Here is a 17332-nt window from a genome sequence, read left to right on the forward strand (position 1 = left end):
TCCACAGACCCAGCCATCGCAACATCAGATCACGATCAGGTCAACGGGAAAACTTACTGCCACGACCCCACCACGGACGGCAAACCCGGTTGCCCGATCGTCAGGACCTGAACAGACTGGCGCAATGCGGACCGTGCTGAGGGCCGCCGCGGAACCGGTACGCACGCGGACGGCCTACTGGAACAACGTCGTGGCGGACGCCGTGTCCGGACTGGAGATTCGGCTCGACGAGCCGCCGGACGGCCGCGACGAGCTCACTGTCGGGACCGTCGGGCCACTGCAGGTGATCGTGTCCCGGTCGGGTCCGGGTGAGGCGCGCCGTACCGCCGAACACGTGCGCAGACAGGATCCGCAGCGCTACATGCTCTTCGTCCAGGCGGAGGGCACCGCGCTCGGCGAGCAGGACGGACGCTGCGCGGAGTTCGCGCCCGGCGACCTCGGCGTCGCCGACCTGTCCCGCCCGTTGCGCTGCGCCTACACCGAGCGCCGGGCGATCCTCGTCTCGTATCCGAAGGCGCTGAGCCCGTTGCGCGAGGAGCAGGTCGGCAAGCTCACCGGAGTACGCCTCAGTGGTTCGCAGGGCACCGGGGCGCTCGTGTCCAGCCTCGTCCGGCAACTGCCGCACCACCTGGACGCGGATGATGGCGCAAACGGCGCGCGGATCGGCTCCGCGGTAATGGACCTGGTCAACGTCGGTCTGGCCGCTCGCCTGGACCAGGAGCGCCTCCTGCCCACCGAGACCCGGTCCCAGGCCTTGGTGCACCAGTGCCGAGGCTTCATCGAAGAACACCTCGGCGACCCGGACCTCTCGCCAAGCACGGTCGCGGCGGCCCACCACGTCTCACTTCGCTACCTCCACCGGCTCTTCGAGCCCACCGGAGAAGGCGTCGCCACTCTCATCCGCCTGCGCCGCTTGGACCGCTGCCGCCGGGACCTCCTCGACCCCACCCTCGCCGGCCGCCCGGTCGCGGCCATCGCCGCCCGCTGGGGCCTGACCAACCCGGCCCACTTCAACCGAGCCTTCAAACGCACCTATGGTCTACCTCCGGCCGAGTTCCGCTCTGTCTACGGTGCTTCGTCGTAGTCGGCAGGGAGCGTTCCGGGCGGACCGAGGACGACGTCGCCCAGTTCGGTCGTCACCGCCATGAAGAGCGCCAGGTCGAGCTCCGTCTCCGGGGTCGCCAACTGGGCCGGCGTACCGGTGCGGGCGATGAGTTCGGCGAACCCGGCCGGGGTGGAGATGTGTAGGGCGTGGCAGCCGTCCGGACCGCTGCGGACCGCGTGCGGGACGTTCAGGCCGATCCGGTAGTAGTCGCCGGAGCGCAGCTCGATCTGGTCGTCACCGGCCCAGACCGTGAGGCCGCCTGACGCGACCCAGAACCTCTCCTCGTAGCGGGTGTGCAGGTGCAGCGGCGTCATCTCGCCCGGCGGTTGGCGGGTGTCGCTCAGATCGTGCCGTCCGCCGGTCTCTTCGGCCGTTGCCAGGATGGTCGCCCTGAGTCCCTGCCCGAGCACGTACTCTCGATCGAATCTCGTCATGGCCGCAAGTCAGGCAGCTCGAGCGACGCCGGATAAGGCGTCGTACCCACCTGTGCGCGCAGCGTCAACCGCTGTGCGCGGATGATCAGCGCAGCAGCGGGTCGATCGCCGCGGCGATGAACAGCAGCGCCAGGTAGATGTTGGAGAAGTGGAACAGCCGCATCGGCCGCAGCGCGGCACCTTCGGCGCCGGTGTGGGCCCGCAGCAACAACGCGCGGGCCTCGCGCAGGAAGACGATGCCCAGGGCGATCGCGGCCAGCGGGTAGACGAAACCGGTGTCGGCGACCGGCCAGAGCGCGATCGAGGTGGCCACCATGACCACGGAGTACGCCATGATCTGGCGGGCGGTCGCGACCGGGGTGGCGACCACGGGCAGCATCGGTACGTCGACCGACGCGTAGTCCTCGCGGTAGCGCATCGCCAGCGCCCAGGTGTGCGGCGGCGTCCAGAAGAACACGACCAGGAACAGCACGAACGGCGTCCAGGCCAGCTCGTTGGTCACCGCGGTCCAGCCGATCAGCGTCGGGAAACAGCCCGCGATCCCGCCCCAGACAATGTTCTGCACGGTCCGGCGCTTCAGCACCATCGTGTAGCCGAACACGTAGAAGGCGTTCGCCGCGAGCGCCAGGCCCGAGGACAGCCAGTTCACGAAGAACCCGAGCTCGAGCGTGGCCAGGATGCCGAGGACGACGCCGAAGACGGTCGCCGACTTCGGGCTGACCGCGTGCCGCGGCAACGGGCGGCGGCGGGTCCGGCGCATCTGCTCGTCGATGTCGCGGTCGAGCACGCAGTTGATCGTGTTCGCGCTGCCGGCCGCGAGGATCCCGCCGACCAAGGTGGCGGCGACGACGCCGAGCCCGGGCACTCCCCCGGCGGCCAGGAACATCACCGGCACCGTGGTGATCAGCAGCAGCTCGATGATGCGTGGCTTGGTCAGACCGACGTACGCCTTCACCACGTCGCGCACCGACGGACTCAGAACAGCTGTGCCGTCCGGCAGCGGCGTCGGGTACGACGTCGTCGCGGCTGGACGCGGGTCGACGGCCGTCACGAACACCTCGAACTCTCCTGTGTTGACGCCGGAGGCCCGGCGCTGACGGTTCGACAGTCTACGACGCCCCGTAGGAGGGTCCGCCCACCCCCCTGGGCGAGTCATCGGTGTGACGTGGCAGACGTCGGGAACAAGCGCCACACCGTCCGGGTTCCGACTCTATGGAAGGCGCCGAACGCCCGGGCGAGTAGGCTCGCTCACGGTGATGCGCGGGGGCGCGATCGTGACCGGCCGGTAGGTCGCGGAGCGATCCCCTCGACGCTGACCAGACGCAGTTTTCGCAGCCATCGAGAGGAGCGCCGCCGGCGTGACGGAGAAGACCAGCCCCAAGCTTGAATGGACCGACCTCGACCAGCGCGCGGTCGACACCGTACGGGTGCTCGCGATGGACGCGGTGGAGAAGGTCGGCAACGGTCACCCCGGTACGGCGATGAGCCTGGCGCCGGCGGCGTACCTGCTGTTCCAGAAGGTGATGCGGCACAACCCGGCCGACCCGACCTGGGCCGGACGCGACCGGTTCGTGCTCTCGGCCGGTCACTCCAGCCTCACCCTGTACATCCAGCTGTACCTGGCCGGCTTCGGCCTGGAGCTGGACGACCTGAAGGCGCTGCGCACCTGGGGCAGCCTGACCCCGGGCCACCCGGAGCACGGCCACACCAAGGGTGTCGAGACCACCACCGGCCCGCTCGGCCAGGGTGTCGGCAACGCGGTCGGCATGGCGATGGCGGCCCGCCGCGAGCGCGGCCTGTTCGACCCGGAGACGGCCAAGGGCGAGAGCCTGTTCGACCACCAGATCTACGTGATCGCCTCCGACGGCGACCTGGAGGAAGGCGTCTCGGCCGAGGCGTCCTCGCTGGCCGGTCACCAGAAGCTCGGCAACCTCACGGTGCTCTACGACGCGAACAAGATCTCGATCGAGGACGACACCGACATCGCGTTCTCCGAGGACGTGGCGGCCCGCTACGAGGCCTACGGCTGGCATGTCCAGACCGTCGACTGGACCAACGGCGGCACCGGCTACGAGGAGAACGTCCAGGCTTTGTACGACGCGCTCGAGGCGGCCAAGGCGGTCACGGACAAGCCGAGCTTCATCCGGCTGCACACGATCATCGGCTGGCCGGCCCCGAACAAGCAGAACACCGGCAAGATCCACGGCTCCGCCCTCGGCGCCGAGGAGGTGGCCGCGACCAAGAAGGTGCTCGGCTGGGACCCGGAGCAGTCGTTCCAGGTGGCCGACGACGTGATCGCGCACACCCGCCGGGCGATCGAGCGCGGTACGGCGCTCGAGGCCGAGTGGAACACCGGGTTCGAGGCCTGGAAGGCCGCATCGCCCGAGCGGGCCGCCCTGTTCGCGCGGCTGGAGAACCGTGACCTGCCGGCCGGCTGGGCGGATGCGCTGCCGAGCTGGGACGCGGACGCCAAGGGTGTCGCGACCCGGGCCGCCTCCGGTGAGGTGCTGACCAAGCTGGCGCCCGAGCTGCCCGAGCTCTGGGGCGGCTCGGCCGACCTCGCCGGCTCGAACAACACCACCCCGAAGGGCCAGCCGTCCTTCATCCCCGCCGAGTTCTCCACCAAGGAGTTCCAGGGCGACGAGTACGGCCGGGTCCTGCACTTCGGCATCCGCGAACACGCCATGGGCTCGATCCTGAACGGCATCGCCCTGCACGGCGGCACCCGCCCGTACGGCGGCACGTTCCTGGTCTTCAGTGACTACATGCGCCCGTCGGTCCGGCTGGCCGCGCTGATGAAGCTGCCGGTCACGTACGTGTGGACGCACGACTCGATCGGCCTCGGCGAGGACGGTCCGACCCACCAGCCGATCGAGCACCTGGCGGCGCTGCGGGCCATCCCCGGCCTGGACGTCGTCCGGCCCGGTGACGCGAACGAGACCGCGGCCGCGTGGGCCGCGATCCTCGAGCACACCGACCGCCCGGCCGGTCTGGCGCTGACCCGGCAGAACGTGCCGGTCTTCCCGCGCGGCACCGACGGCTTCGCCACCACGGAGAACGTGAAGAAGGGCGGCTACACGCTGCTCGACACCGACGGCACGCCGGACGTCGTACTGATCGGCACCGGCTCCGAGGTGCAGCTGGCCGTCGAGGCCCGCAACACCCTGGCGGCCGAGGGCATCAAGGCCCGGGTCGTGTCGATGGTGTCGCGGGAGTGGTTCGACGAGCAGGACGACGCCTACCGCGACGCGGTCATCCCACCGCAGGTCCGGGCCCGGGTCTCGGTCGAGGCCGGGATCGCCCTGGGCTGGCGCGAGATCGTCGGTGACGCCGGCCGCAGCGTGAGCCTCGAGCACTTCGGCGCCTCCGCCGACTACAAGGTCCTGTACGACGAGTTCGGCATCACCGCCGCCGCCGTCGTCCAGGCCGCCAAGGACAGCATCGCCGCCGCCGCGGAACTCGGCGGCTCCGGGGTACCGGCAGGGCGTCGCCCGGCCGGCGGAATCGGCCCCGGCGACGACCCGGCGGTGAGCGCGGACCCGAACGCCGACGCCACCAACGAGCGCAACTGAACAACACCACAACAGAACATCCGGAGGCTTCGGACATGAACGATCGCTTGAAAGCACTCGCTGACGCGGGTGTCTCCATCTGGCTCGACGACCTCTCCCGGCAGCGGCTGACCAGCGGCGGCCTGGAGACGCTGATCCACGACTCCCACATCAGCGGGGTGACCACCAACCCGACGATCTTCGCCAAGGCGATCTCCGACGCCGGCGCGTATGCCGAGCAGGTGTCCCGGCTGGCCGCCGAGGGGGTTTCCACCGACGAGGCCATCCGGGTCATCACCACCGATGACGTCCGCGACGCCGCGGACCTGTTCAAGCCGGTGTACGACGACACCGACACGGTCGACGGCCGGGTCTCGATCGAGGTCGAGCCGGGCCTGGCCCGGGAGACCGAGAAGACGATCGCCCAGGCCAAGGAGCTGTGGGAGACCGTCGGCCGGGACAACGTGTTCGTGAAGATCCCGGCCACCAAGGAGGGTCTGCCGGCGATCACCGAGACGCTCGCGGCGGGGATCAGCGTGAACGTGACGCTGATCTTCTCCCTGGACCGGTACAAGGCCGTCGCCGACGCGTTCCTGACCGGTCTGGAGAAGGCGATCGAGAACGGGCACGACGTGACCAAGCTCGCGAGCGTCGCGTCGTTCTTCGTCAGCCGGGTGGACACCGAGGTGGACAAGCGACTCGATGCCATCGGCACCGATGAGGCGAAGGCTCTGAAGGGCAAGGCCGCGATCGCCAACGCGCGGCTCGCGTTCCAGGCGTACGAGGAGATCTTCTCCTCCGACCGCTGGCGCGAGATCGAGACCGCCGGCGCCAAGCCGCAGCGGCCGTTGTGGGCCTCGACCGGCGTGAAGGACCCGGCGTACCCGCCGACCCTGTACGTCGACAACCTGGTCACCCGCGGTGTGGTCAACACGATGCCCGAGGCAACCATCAAGGCGGCCGCCGAGCACAGCGAGGTCACCGGCGACACGGTCCGCGGCGACTACGCCGCCGACCGCAAGGTGATCGACGACCTGGAGAAGCTGGGCATCTCGTACGACGAGGTCGTGCAGGTGCTCGAGGACGAGGGCGTGGCCAAGTTCGACGCGTCCTGGTCGGAGCTGCAGGACACCGTCACCGCGTCCCTCAAGGCGGCGGCCAAGTGAGCACTCCGAACGTCAGCACGCAGAACGGCGACTGGGCCGAGGTCGTCGACCGCCTGGTCGCCGAGAAGATCGCGTCCCGGATCGCCGCCAAGGACGCCACCATCTGGGGTCCGGAGGCCGAGCCCGAGGCGTCGATCCGGCTCGGCTGGGTCGACCTGCACGAGACCTCGCGGCCGTTGCTGGCCGAGATCGAGGCATTGCAGGCCGACCTCCGGTCCGAGGGTCTCGACCGGATCGTGCTGTCCGGTATGGGTGGCTCGTCACTGGCTCCCGAGGTGATCACCCGGACGGCCGGCGTCGAGCTCGTTGTCCTGGACTCGACCGACCCGAGCGTGGTCGCGCGGGCGCTCGGCGGCGACCTGCAGAAGACGGTCATCGTGGTGTCGAGCAAGTCCGGCGGCACAGTCGAGACCGACAGCCACCGGCGGGCGTTCGTCAAGGCGTTCACGGACGCCGGGATCGACGCCGCGTCGCGCGTCATCGTGGTGACCGACCCGGGTTCGCCGTTCGAGAAGCTCTCGGCGGACGAGGGCTACCGCAAGACGTTCCTGGCCGACCCGAATGTCGGCGGCCGCTACAGCGCGCTGACGGCATTCGGACTGGTGCCTTCCGGACTGGCCGGCGCAGACATCGCTGAACTGCTGGACCAGGCGGCTGAGGCCGCTCCGGCGGTGCAGGCCGACTCCACCGACAACCCCGCGCTGTGGCTGGGCGCCGTACTCGCCGCCAGTGCCGGGCGGGACAAGGCGATCGTCGCGGCAGACGGCTCGGACATCGTCGGCTTCCCCGACTGGGCCGAGCAGCTGATCGCGGAGAGCACGGGCAAGAACGGGACCGGTGTGCTGCCGGTCGCAGTCGAGCCCAACGCACCGGAGCTGCGGAGCGAGGCGTCGGACCTCACGAACGCGCTGCTGGCCGAGAAGGCGACGAGCGGCGTACCGACTGCGCTGACCGCTGGTTCGCTCGGTGGGCAGTTCCTGCTCTGGGAGGTCGCGACCGCGGTCGCCGGGTACCTGCTGGGGATCGACCCGTTCAACCAGCCGGACGTCGAGAGTGCGAAGAAGGCCGCTCGCGGTCTCCTCGACGCACAACCCGAGCCGGAGGCGGCGGCGTTCACCGACGGTGTGGTCGAGGTTCGTGGCTCGGAAGGGTTGCTGGACGGGGTGGACTCGCTGGAGGGCGCTGTCGACGTACTGCTCGGCAAGCTCGACTCCGATGGCTACCTGGCCGTCATGGCCTACTTGGACTCCGAGCGGGACGCTTCACTCGCAGGCGTTCGTCCGGCGCTGGCGGCCCGGACCGGCCGGCCGGTGACCTTCGGCTGGGGTCCCCGGTTCCTGCACTCCACCGGTCAGTACCACAAGGGTGGCCACCCGCAGGGCGTGTTCCTGCAGATCACCGCGGCGCACCCGACGGACGTGGAGATCCCCGATCGCCCGTTCACGTTCGGCACACTGATCTCGGCCCAGGCGGCCGGTGACGCGAACGTGCTCGCCGAGCGCGGCCGTCCGGTCCTGCGCCTCCACCTGACCGACCCGGCAACCGGCGTACAGCAACTCCTGTCTCTGTTCGGCAACTAGACAACCTCGGAGGGAAGCGGCTGATGACCGCTGAGCTCGACGAAGAGCTGACCGGCCCGGTCAACCCGCTGCGGGATCCGCAGGACCGGCGGCTGCCGCGGATCGCCGGGCCTTCCAGCCTGGTGATCTTCGGTGTCACCGGTGACCTGGCCCGCAAGAAGCTGATGCCGGCGGTCTACGACCTGGCCAACCGGGGGCTGCTGCCACCCGGTTTCGCCCTGGTCGGGTTCGCCCGGCGCGACTACACCAACCAGGACTTCGCCCAGGTCGTACACGACTCGGTGAAGGAGCACGCCCGGACCCCCTTCCGCGAGGAGGTCTGGCAGCAGCTGGCCGAGGGCTTCCGGTTCGTGCCGGGTGACCTGACCGACGACGAGGCGTTCAAGCGGCTGCGCGAGACCGTGGACGAGCTCGACCTCACCCGCGGGACCGGTGGCAACCACGCGTTCTACCTGTCCATCCCGCCCGGCCTGTTCCCGCAGGTCGTGCAGCAGCTGTCCGAGCACGGGCTGACCGACGAGGTCCCCGGCTCGTGGCGGCGGGTCGTGATCGAGAAGCCGTTCGGCCACAACCTGAAGAGCGCCCGTGAGCTGAACCATGTGGTCGAGTCGGTGTTCCCGCCGGAGGCGGTGTTCCGGATCGACCACTACCTGGGCAAGGAAACCGTGCAGAACATGCTGGCGCTGCGGTTCGCCAACGCGATGTTCGAGCCGGTGTGGAACAGCCACTACGTCGACCACGTCCAGATCACCATGGCCGAGGACATCGGCATCGGCGGCCGGGCCGGGTACTACGACGGCATCGGCGCGGCCCGGGACGTGATCCAGAACCACCTGCTCCAACTGCTCGCGCTGGTCGCAATGGAGGAGCCGGTCAGCTTCGACGCGTGGTCGCTGCGGCAGGAGAAGAAGAAGGTGCTGGCCGCGGTGAAGCTGCCGGAGCGCCTCGACCTGCACACCGCACGCGGTCAGTACGCCCCAGGCTGGGCCGGCGGCGTGAAGGTGAAGGGCTACCTGCAGGAGGATGCCATCCCGCAGGACTCCGCAACGGAGACCTTCGCCGCACTGCGGGTGGACGTGGACACGCGCCGCTGGGCCGGAGTCCCGTTCTACCTGCGCACCGGTAAGCGCCTCGGCCGCCGCGTCACCGAGGTCGCGGTGATGTTCAAGCGCGCACCGCACCTGCCGTTCACCAAGACCGAGACCGAAGAGCTCGGCCAGAACGCGCTGGTACTGCGGATCCAGCCGGACGAGGGCATCACCATGCGCTTCGGCGCCAAGGTGCCGGGGACGGCGATGGAGATCCGCGACGTGAACATGGACTTCGCGTACGGCGGTTCCTTCACCGAGTCCTCACCGGAGGCGTACGAGCGGCTGATCCTCGACGTACTGCTGGGCGACCCGCCGCTGTTCCCGCAGCACACCGAGGTCGAACTGGGCTGGAAGATCCTCGACCCGGTGATCAACTACTGGGCCAAGCACGGCAAGCCGGAGCAGTACGAGTCCGGCGGCTGGGGCCCGGACTCCGCGCACGAGATGCTCGCCCGCGACGGACGCGCCTGGAGGCGGCCATGATCATCGACCTGACCGGTACGACGTCGAGCGAGATCGCCTCGGCGCTGCTGCGGGCCCGCCGGAACGCGGGCTCACCGGCCATGGGCATGGTCGGCACCATCGTGGTGGTCGTCGACGAGGCGTCCCACCACGACGCGATGAAGGCCGCGAACGAAGCCGGTCGCGAACACCCGTCCCGCGTCCTGGTCGCGATCCTGCGGCCCGGTCGCGGTGCATCGGGTCTGGATGCCGAAGTGCGGGTTGGCGAAGGCATTCCGGGCGAGGCGGTGCTGCTGCGGCTGCACGGTGAGCTGGCCAAGGTGCCGGAGTCCGTGATCACTCCCCTGCTGCTGCCCGACTCCCCCGTCATCGTCTGGTGGCCGGGTGGCGGACCGAAGGTTCCCGCGGACGACCCGCTGGGCCGCCTGGGTCGTCGCAAGGTCACCGACGCGGCCGCGACCCGGCGCGCATCGGTCGACTTCTCGGCGCGGGCCGAGGGCTATCAGCCCGGCGACACGGACTTCGCCTGGACCCGGCTGACCCCGTGGCGGGCACTGATGGCCGCGGCGCTCGACCAGTACCCGACGAAGGTGACCGGTGCCGAGGTGGTGTCGGCCAAGGGCAACCCGAGCGCCGACCTGATGGCGGCCTGGTTGCAGCAGCGGCTCGGGGTCGCGGTCGAGCAGAAGACGTCGCGTGGCCCTGGCGTCACCGCCGTACGGCTGTTCACGCCGACCGGGCCGATCTCGCTGACGCGTCCGGATGGTGCGGTGGCGACGTTCAGCATTCCGGGGCAGCCCGATCGGCCGGTGGCGTTGAAGCGCCGGACGACGTCCGAGCTGCTGAGCGAGGAGTTGCGGCGGCTCGATCCGGACGACGTGTACGCGCGGACGCTGGCGTGCATGGTCGAGCGGGAGGCGATGCCGGCCGATGCGAAGAAGGTGAGCGCGGTCGACCGCCGGACGGCCCAGACCGCGGCGTCGAAGGCGGCCTCACGAACGGCGGCCGCGGACGCGCCGGCCCCGAAGCAGACCACCGCCAAGAAGTCCGCGGTCAAGAAATCCGTTGCGAAGAAGGCGGTTGCGAAGAAGACCGCGACCAAGAAGACGGCGGCGAAGAAGAGCACGGGTAAGAGGGTGGCGGGGCGGTCATGAGTTCCCCGTCGATCCTGGTCAACCGCGACGCCGAGGGCCTGGCCCACGCCGTCGCGGCCCGGCTCATCACCCGGCTGGTCGACGTCCAGAGCGACGGCAAGGTCGCTCAGGTCGTCCTGACCGGCGGCCGGGTCGCCTCGGCCGTGTACCGGGCCGTCGCCGAGTCGCCGGCCCGGAGCGCGATCGACTGGCGGCGGGTCGAGTTCTGGTGGGGTGACGAGCGGTTCCTTCCGGACGGCGACCCCGAACGGAACGAGACCCAGGCCCGCGAAGCGCTGCTCGACCACGTGGATGTGGACCCGGCCCGGGTCCACCCCATGGCCGCCGACACCGGACAAGGCGCCGAGGCCGCCGCAACGGCGTACGCGGCTGAGTTGGCCAAGGCAGTGAGTGCCGGCGATCGGGACGGCGTACCGACGTTCGACGTACTGCTGCTCGGCGTTGGTCCCGACGGGCACGTCGCGTCGCTCTTCCCGGAGCACCCGGGGCTGCACTCCGAGGACGTCTCGACCATCGCGGTGCACGGCTCCCCCAAGCCGCCGCCCACCCGGATCTCGCTGACCTTCCCGGCGCTGAACCGGTCACACGAGGTCTGGTTCGTCGTCTCCGGCGCGGACAAGGCGAAGGCCGTCCGGCTGGCGCTGTCCAACCCCGGCCGTCTGCAGATCCCGGCCAGCGGCGTCAAAGGCCTGAACCGCACCCTCTGGCTCCTCGACGAGTCCGCCGCCGCGGAGATCCCGACCAACATCCGCGCCCCACGCACCTGACCCGGCACACCCCAGTGGCGGCTGATGCTTCGGCTGGGGACGAACTGTCCGGCTGCGAGGATGAGCGGTATGACGTTTCGCGAGTTGCACAACGGATTCTTCGTGATGCCGAACGCCTGGGACGCCGGGAGTGCGGTGGTGCTGGCGGATGCCGGGTTCGCTGCGATCGCGACCACCAGCGCCGGGATCGCGTTCTCGCTCGGCAAGGGTGACCACACGCTGCCGGACGGTGCGCCGGCGGTGTCGCGGGAGGACATGTTCGCGCGGGTCCAGGAGATCACCGCGGCGAGCGCCGTACCGGTGAACGGCGACCTCGAGGACGGTTACGGGTCGGCGCCCGAGCAGGTCGCGGAGACGATCACGCTGGCGCGGGCGGCGGGCCTGGCCGGTGGGAACATCGAGGACTACGACGGCCGGAAGCTGTACGACGTCGACCTATCGGTCGAGCGGATCGTCGCGGCCCGGGAGGCGGCCGGACCTGACTTCGTCCTCACCGCGCGCACCGACGGCCAACTCCTCCGTCGCCGACGTCCCTCGCGGACTCCATCGACCGCGCGAACCGCTTCCGCGAAGCCGGCGCCGACTGCCTCTACGTCCCCGGCGTCAACGATCTCACCGCGATCCGCACGCTGGTGCAGGAAATCAACGGTCCGCTCAACGTGGTCCTTGGACTCGGCACCTCCGGCCTCACCGTTGGCGATCTCGAGGAAGCCGGCGTCACCCGCATCAGCCTCGGCGGCAGCATCGCCCGAGCCGCGCTCGGCCTGGTACGCCGTGCCGCGCAAGAACTCCTCACCACGGGCACGATCGACTTCGCCGCAGACCAGATCCCGCAGGCCGAACTCAACGAACTCTTCGCCCGACAGCGGTAGCTCCTAGGCGTCGCGGATCCGGAACAGCACCAAGCCTGCTGCGAGTGCGGTGGCCGCGTACAGCGCGAGGATGCCCAGGCCCGGCCACGGGGCGATCGGCAGCGTGTCCAGGCGGAGGGTGGCCTGAATGGACAGGCCAGCAGTCATCGGCGACACCTTCTCGATCCACTCCTTCCGGCGTGGATCGGAGACGGCGATCGACACGATCGGCGCGACGTACAGCAGGACGAGCAGGATCGTCACCGTGCCGCCGGTGTGGCGGACGACGAAGGCGACTCCGAGGCTGAGCAACGCGATTAGGCCGAAGTACAGCACCGTTCCGCCGTAGGCCCGCAGGGTCGGCCCGTCTCCGAGCGAGAGGGCCCGGTAGCCCGCGACCGCGGTGAATCCGTTGCTCGCCAGGAACTCACGACCGGCCAGCAGCGACGCAAGCATGCTGAGGGTGGCGGCCCCGATAACCGCCGTGGTGATGACGACCGCCTTCGCGGCCAGGACGACGAGCCGGCGCGGGCAGGCCGCCAACGTGGTCCGGATCATCGCGGTCTCGTACTCGGCAGTGACGGCGAGCGTAGCGACCACGATCACCGCCGCCTGTCCGAGATAGACGCCCGACAGGCTGAGCTTGGTCAGGTCGAAGTCGCACGACGGGTCCGAGCGCTCGCAGTCCGGTGGCGTGAGATCCCAGGTCACGAGGGCGCCGATGGCTGTCGTCGCCAGGACGATCGCCACCAGCGTCCAGCCAGTGCTTGGTACCGTGCGCAGCTTCGTCCACTCGGCCCGCAGTGCCCGCCCGGCCGGCATCAGGCGTCCCGGCGGCCGAACTGCCAGCGTGCCAGGCCGAGTGCGACGGCGGCATACGCGCAGAGCACCCCCAGCCCGGCCCAGGGACCGATGACCTGCGCGGCGCGGTCGACCGTCTGCTGGACGGCCAGCCCGGCGATCGGCGTGGCCCGGCTGATCCACACGTCGGCCTCGGGCGAGATGACCGGCGCGACGATCTGCGGCACCACGACGAGCGCGATCACGAACACGATCGCTCCGACCGTACGACGGCGAAGCACCGCGATGCCGAGACTGAACAGCGCGACCAGAGCGAGGAACGCAGCGGTGCCGACGACCGCGCGCAGACTCGCGCGGTCCAGCAACGACACATGCGGGTACGCCGGCGGGTTGTACCCGCCCGAGCGCAACCCTGGTTGGGCGAGCAGGAACGAGGCCATGGAGGCGACCAGCCCGGTCACGAACACCGCAGTGCCGAGCACAACAGCCTTCGCCGCGAGCACCTGACCGCGCCGCGGTCCGGCGGCGAGCGTGGTCCGGATCAGCCCGGTCCGGTACTCGGCGGTCATCGACAGCACGCCGAGCGCGATCACCGCGATCATCCCGACCCGGACGCCGAACAGGCTGAGCAGCACCACGTCGTCCTCGCCGGGCGAGCGGCAACTGGCGATGCCGTACCCGGAGATGTCACCTGATCCGGTCACCGTAAAGCTGTCATCGGACCGGCTCAGGTCCCCGGTGGGGATCCCGCCGGTCTGCTTCGACGGCAGCGTCGAGATGTTCGCACCGGTCCAGTCCTGCGCCGGCTGTGACCCGGTCACCGTCACGTTGTCGAAGGTCGCCGACCCCACGGTGTTCCTGATGCCGACCGACGTGCCGCTGCCCGTCCGGGTCGCGACGTACAACGGCGGCGACGCGACGAACAGGCCGACCTCGACGTCCCGCGGCAGCGCCACGGTCACCGTGCCGACCTCGCGCCAGTCGGCACCGTCGGCGGATTCGTATCCGGTGATCGAACTGCCGGACCGTGTCAGCTTGAGCCAGCGCGGCGCGGCGTTCGCCGATCCGGCCAGCTCGGTGTCGAACATCGCCTCCATCCGCACACCGTGCTCGGGCGTGACCAGCACAGCGGCGTACGGGGTTCCCGGTGCGACCCCGGCCTTCACCAACAGGCCGGCCTTCGCCCACTCGTGGCTGTTCGGCTGGCTGACGACCCGGGCGACCATCGAGCCGTCGCCGGCCAGCGGCTTGTGCACGAAGTAGGCCTGGTCGGAGTATCGCGGTTGCTCGTTGGCATCTGTCGAGCCGGCCTGCGAGCCCAGTAGTTCCAGCAGGACGCTGACACCGACCGCGGCCAGCAGGCACAACGTGGTGCTCCGCACGGAGCGGAACTTCGTCCACTCCCCGTGCAGCACGTGGAGGAAGCCCTTCATTGCTCACGCCTCCAGTGGCCGGGTATGAGCGGCGAACTCGACCGTGTCGCGCGTCAGTTCCATGTAGGCCTCCTCCAGCGACGCGCGATGCGCGGCGACCTCCGTGAAGGTGAGCGCGTGCTGGTTCAGCACCTTGATGACGTACTCCGACGTCAGCCCGGTCACGGTCACCCGATCGTGGTCGGTCGCGGCGACCGTGGCGCCGGCGTTCGCCAGCACCGTCATCGCCTGGGTCCGGTCCGCGGTGCGCACGACGACCCGGTCGGCCGACGCGGCGGCGACCAGCTCGCGCACGGTGGTATCGGCGACCAGCCGGCCGCGGCCGATCACGATCAGATGGTCCGCGGTGTCTTCGAGCTCACCCATCAGGTGGCTCGACACCAGCACCGCCCGGCCCTCGGCGGCCAGCGACCGCAGCAGGCCGCGGATCCAGACGATGCCTTCCGGGTCCAGCCCGTTCACCGGTTCGTCGAACAGCAGCACCGGCGGATCCCCGAGCAACGCACCGGCGATCCCGAGCCGCTGCCGCATGCCCAGCGAGAATCCGCCGGCCCGGCGCCGCGCCACCTGGGTGAGGCCCACCTGCTCGAGCACCTCGTCCACCCGCCGGGCCGGCAAACCGTTGTACTGCGCCATCCACAGCAGGTGGTCACGTGCCTTCCGGCCCGGATGGATCGCCCCCGCGTCGAGCAGGGCGCCGACCTCGCGCAACGGAGTACCGAGGTCCCGGTAGCGGCGGCCGCCGACCAGCGCGCTGCCGCCATCCGGCGCGTCCAGCCCGAGGATCACCCGCATCGTCGTCGACTTGCCGGCGCCGTTCGGACCGACGAAACCGGTCACCTGACCCGGCCCGACGGTGAAGGACAGGTCGTCCACCGCGACGGTGGCGCCGTACGTCTTGTGCAGTTCGCGGACCTCGACGGTGTTGGCCTCCATGCCAGCTGACGCTACGGACCAGGTCGGCGGGTGTCGTCACGCTGCCGAGCGGATCTGCCGTCCCTCGCGTGGGGGACGCCGCGGTGACCCGGCGGGCGGACAATGACGACGTGAGCCAGGTCCGTGAGCTGGGTGACCGGGCGCTTGCTGCCGTCCGCAGGATCGCCGGCACCCGCGCCGCGTTCGTCGTCGTCGCGGCCGTCCTCGGTCTGCTTGCCATCGTGGAGGCCGGTGGGCGGGGAGACGGGACAGGGATGGATCTGGGTACGGCGTTCCTGCTCGGATTGCTGTCCACGGTGCCACTGGTGTTCCTGCCGACCCATCCGGTGCCGGCGACACTGGCCGTCACCCTCGCGAACGCCGTGATGCTCGCCAGTCCCGAACCGCCGTACGCCGCCGGGTTACTGGCCGGACTCATCGCTCTGTACTGGCTGGCGCGACGCCGATCCCGCCGGGTCGTGTTCCCGATCCTGTTGCCGTTCGTGCTGTTCGCACTCGGGCAGCCGGGGCCGGCCTCGAGCGTGGCGCTGGTGCTGATGACCGTCGCGGTCCTGGTCGGCACCGCCGTCCGCGAACGCGGCGCCGAGGCCGCCTCCGCCGCGGCCGGCCAGGCGACCGCGGACACCCTGCTCGAGTACGCCGCCCGCGGTGAGCGGGCCCGGATCGCCCGCGAGCTGCACGACGTGGTCGCGCATCACATCTCGATCATCGCCGTGCAGGCCGAGACCGCACGGCTGACAACGCCCGGTCTGCCGCCGGAGGGCGCGCAACGGCTGGTCGCGATCGGCGACACCGCGCGGTCCGCGCTCACCGAGATGCGCCGGCTGCTCGGCGTACTACACGAGGACGTCGACACCGACACCCGCCCGGTGCGGGCACCGCAACCCGGTCTGGAACAGCTGAACGCCCTCGTCGACGAGGCCCGTGCGTCGTCGGGTGCCAGCACTCGGCTGATCGTCCGCGGCTGCGTCGTACCGCTGGACCCGGGCGTCCAGCTGACGGCGTACCGGATCGTTCAGGAGGCGCTGACCAACGTGCGCCGGCACGCACCCGGTGCGGCCGCGGACGTCGAGCTGGACTACACCGCCGAGGCATTGCGCGTGCGGATCCGCGACAACGGCCCGGGCCATGACGTCGACCATGCCTTCGAGCTCGACGGCGCTGGTGGGCACGGGCTGATCGGCATGCGCGAGCGGGCCGCGATGGTGAGCGGGACACTGACCGTCGGCCGGTCGACGAGCGGCGGTCTGGTGGTCGAGGCGGTCTTGCCGATCCCGGTGGAGATGCCATGACCGCGCCGATCCGGATCGCCGTCGTCGACGACCAGGAGGTCGTCCGGGCCGGGTTCGGCGCCCTCCTCGGCACCCAGCCGGACTTCGTCGTCGCCGGTACGGCGGCCGACGGTTCCGAGGCGGTCCGGCTGTGTCGCGAGCAGCCGCTGGACGTCGTCCTGATGGATGTGCGGATGCCGATCCTGGACGGTATCGAGGCGACCCGGCTGATCGTCGCCGACGCGGGCCGCGCACCGGGCCCGCGGATCCTGATGCTGACCACGTTCGACCTGGACGAGCATGTGTACGACGCACTGGCCGCCGGCGCGAGCGGGTTCCTGCTGAAAGACGTGACCGCCGAGCACCTCTTCGACGCGGTCCGGGTGATCGCGTCCGGCGGCGGCCTGCTCGCGCCGTCGGTGACCCGCCGGCTGATCTCGGAGTTCGCCAGACTCCGGCCCGCGCGGGATCCCGCCAGGACCGTGGTCCTCGACCACCTCACCCCGCGCGAGATCGAGGTGCTCGGCCTGATCGCCGAGGGGCTGTCCAACCCGGAGATCGCGACCCGGCTGGTGGTCAGTGAGGAGACCGTCAAGACCCACGTCAGCCGCCTGCTCGGCAAGCTCGCCCTGCGTGACCGGACCCAGGCCGTGATCGCGGCCTACGAGTCCGGGCTGGTCGTCCCCGGCAGCACCCAACGGCCGTGAAACGCCAACAGCCCGGACCGATC

General features: G+C 70.3%; 14 protein-coding genes and 1 pseudogene. 10 read left to right on the forward strand and 5 right to left on the reverse strand.

Annotation, left to right across the window (positions count from 1 at the left end; genetic code table 11):
* Positions 1–124: 124 nt before the first annotated feature.
* The gene (locus tag ACGFIF_RS10125) at positions 125–1084 is read left to right on the forward strand and encodes a helix-turn-helix domain-containing protein (RefSeq protein ID WP_393153489.1); all 960 of its coding nucleotides are present in this window, start codon (positions 125–127) and stop codon (positions 1082–1084) included.
* Here ACGFIF_RS10125 and ACGFIF_RS10130 read toward each other — a convergent pair.
* Positions 1066–1539, reverse strand: a complete 474-nt coding sequence (locus tag ACGFIF_RS10130) for a cupin domain-containing protein (RefSeq protein WP_393153491.1) — start codon at positions 1537–1539, stop codon at positions 1066–1068. The two genes, ACGFIF_RS10125 and ACGFIF_RS10130, sit on opposite strands and share 19 nt — an antisense overlap.
* Positions 1540–1624: 85 nt before the next feature.
* Positions 1625–2596, reverse strand: a complete 972-nt coding sequence (locus tag ACGFIF_RS10135; RefSeq protein WP_393153493.1) for a heme o synthase — start codon at positions 2594–2596, stop codon at positions 1625–1627.
* A gap of 379 nt (positions 2597–2975) precedes the next feature.
* Between ACGFIF_RS10135 and tkt the strand changes: the two genes are divergently transcribed.
* The 7 genes and pseudogenes from tkt (at position 2976) to ACGFIF_RS10170 (ending at position 12182) form a co-directional block, all read left to right on the forward strand.
* Positions 2976–5111, forward strand: coding sequence for a transketolase (gene tkt, locus ACGFIF_RS10140; protein ID WP_393153691.1), 2136 nt, complete (start codon positions 2976–2978; stop codon positions 5109–5111).
* Positions 5112–5146: 35 nt separating this feature from the next.
* On the forward strand, positions 5147–6256 hold the full coding sequence (tal, locus tag ACGFIF_RS10145; protein WP_393153495.1) for a transaldolase: 1110 nt from the start codon (positions 5147–5149) through the stop codon (positions 6254–6256).
* Positions 6253–7836 (forward strand): glucose-6-phosphate isomerase, encoded by a 1584-nt coding sequence (locus tag ACGFIF_RS10150; protein ID WP_393153497.1) that lies wholly within the window; start codon positions 6253–6255, stop codon positions 7834–7836. The genes tal and ACGFIF_RS10150 overlap by 4 nt, the downstream gene beginning before the upstream one ends.
* Positions 7837–7859: 23 nt before the next feature.
* Entirely contained in the window at positions 7860–9410 is a 1551-nt protein-coding gene (gene zwf / locus ACGFIF_RS10155) for a glucose-6-phosphate dehydrogenase (protein WP_393153499.1), read from the forward strand.
* A complete protein-coding gene (locus tag ACGFIF_RS10160) occupies positions 9407–10543 on the forward strand; it encodes a glucose-6-phosphate dehydrogenase assembly protein OpcA (RefSeq protein ID WP_393153501.1) in 1137 nt (378 codons plus the stop codon). Before zwf ends, ACGFIF_RS10160 begins: the two co-directional genes overlap by 4 nt.
* Complete coding sequence (gene pgl, locus ACGFIF_RS10165; protein ID WP_393153503.1) at positions 10540–11310, forward strand: 6-phosphogluconolactonase; 771 nt, start codon at positions 10540–10542, stop codon at positions 11308–11310. Before ACGFIF_RS10160 ends, pgl begins: the two co-directional genes overlap by 4 nt.
* Positions 11311–11415: 105 nt before the next feature.
* Positions 11416–12182: pseudogene (locus ACGFIF_RS10170) on the forward strand (isocitrate lyase/phosphoenolpyruvate mutase family protein).
* A 3-nt stretch (positions 12183–12185) separates the two neighbouring features.
* On the opposite strand, the gene ACGFIF_RS10175 reads toward ACGFIF_RS10170, so the two are convergent.
* From ACGFIF_RS10175 to ACGFIF_RS10185, 3 genes are read right to left on the reverse strand one after another with little or no spacing between them, the layout of a single operon-like run.
* Positions 12186–12983: an ABC transporter permease gene (locus tag ACGFIF_RS10175; protein ID WP_393153505.1), complete on the reverse strand. Its 798-nt coding sequence runs from the start codon at positions 12981–12983 to the stop codon at positions 12186–12188.
* A complete protein-coding gene (locus tag ACGFIF_RS10180) occupies positions 12983–14395 on the reverse strand; it encodes an ABC transporter permease subunit (RefSeq protein WP_393153507.1) in 1413 nt (470 codons plus the stop codon). The genes ACGFIF_RS10175 and ACGFIF_RS10180 overlap by 1 nt, the downstream gene beginning before the upstream one ends.
* A 3-nt stretch (positions 14396–14398) precedes the next feature.
* Positions 14399–15331 carry an ABC transporter ATP-binding protein gene (locus tag ACGFIF_RS10185; protein WP_393153509.1) on the reverse strand — a complete coding sequence of 311 codons (933 nt, stop codon included), beginning with the start codon at positions 15329–15331 and terminating at the stop codon, positions 14399–14401.
* A 110-nt stretch (positions 15332–15441) separates the two neighbouring features.
* Here ACGFIF_RS10185 and ACGFIF_RS10190 point away from each other — a divergent pair, with 110 nt between their 5' ends.
* Together ACGFIF_RS10190 and ACGFIF_RS10195 are read left to right on the forward strand one after the other, a co-directional pair.
* Positions 15442–16623: a sensor histidine kinase gene (locus ACGFIF_RS10190; RefSeq protein ID WP_393153511.1), complete on the forward strand. Its 1182-nt coding sequence runs from the start codon at positions 15442–15444 to the stop codon at positions 16621–16623.
* Complete coding sequence (locus tag ACGFIF_RS10195) at positions 16620–17309, forward strand: response regulator (protein WP_393153513.1); 690 nt, start codon at positions 16620–16622, stop codon at positions 17307–17309. Before ACGFIF_RS10190 ends, ACGFIF_RS10195 begins: the two co-directional genes overlap by 4 nt.
* The last annotated feature ends 23 nt before the right edge of the window (positions 17310–17332 follow it).

The sequence above is a fragment of the Kribbella sp. NPDC049174 genome (genome assembly GCF_043197365.1).
In the GTDB taxonomy this organism is placed as follows: domain Bacteria; phylum Actinomycetota; class Actinomycetes; order Propionibacteriales; family Kribbellaceae; genus Kribbella.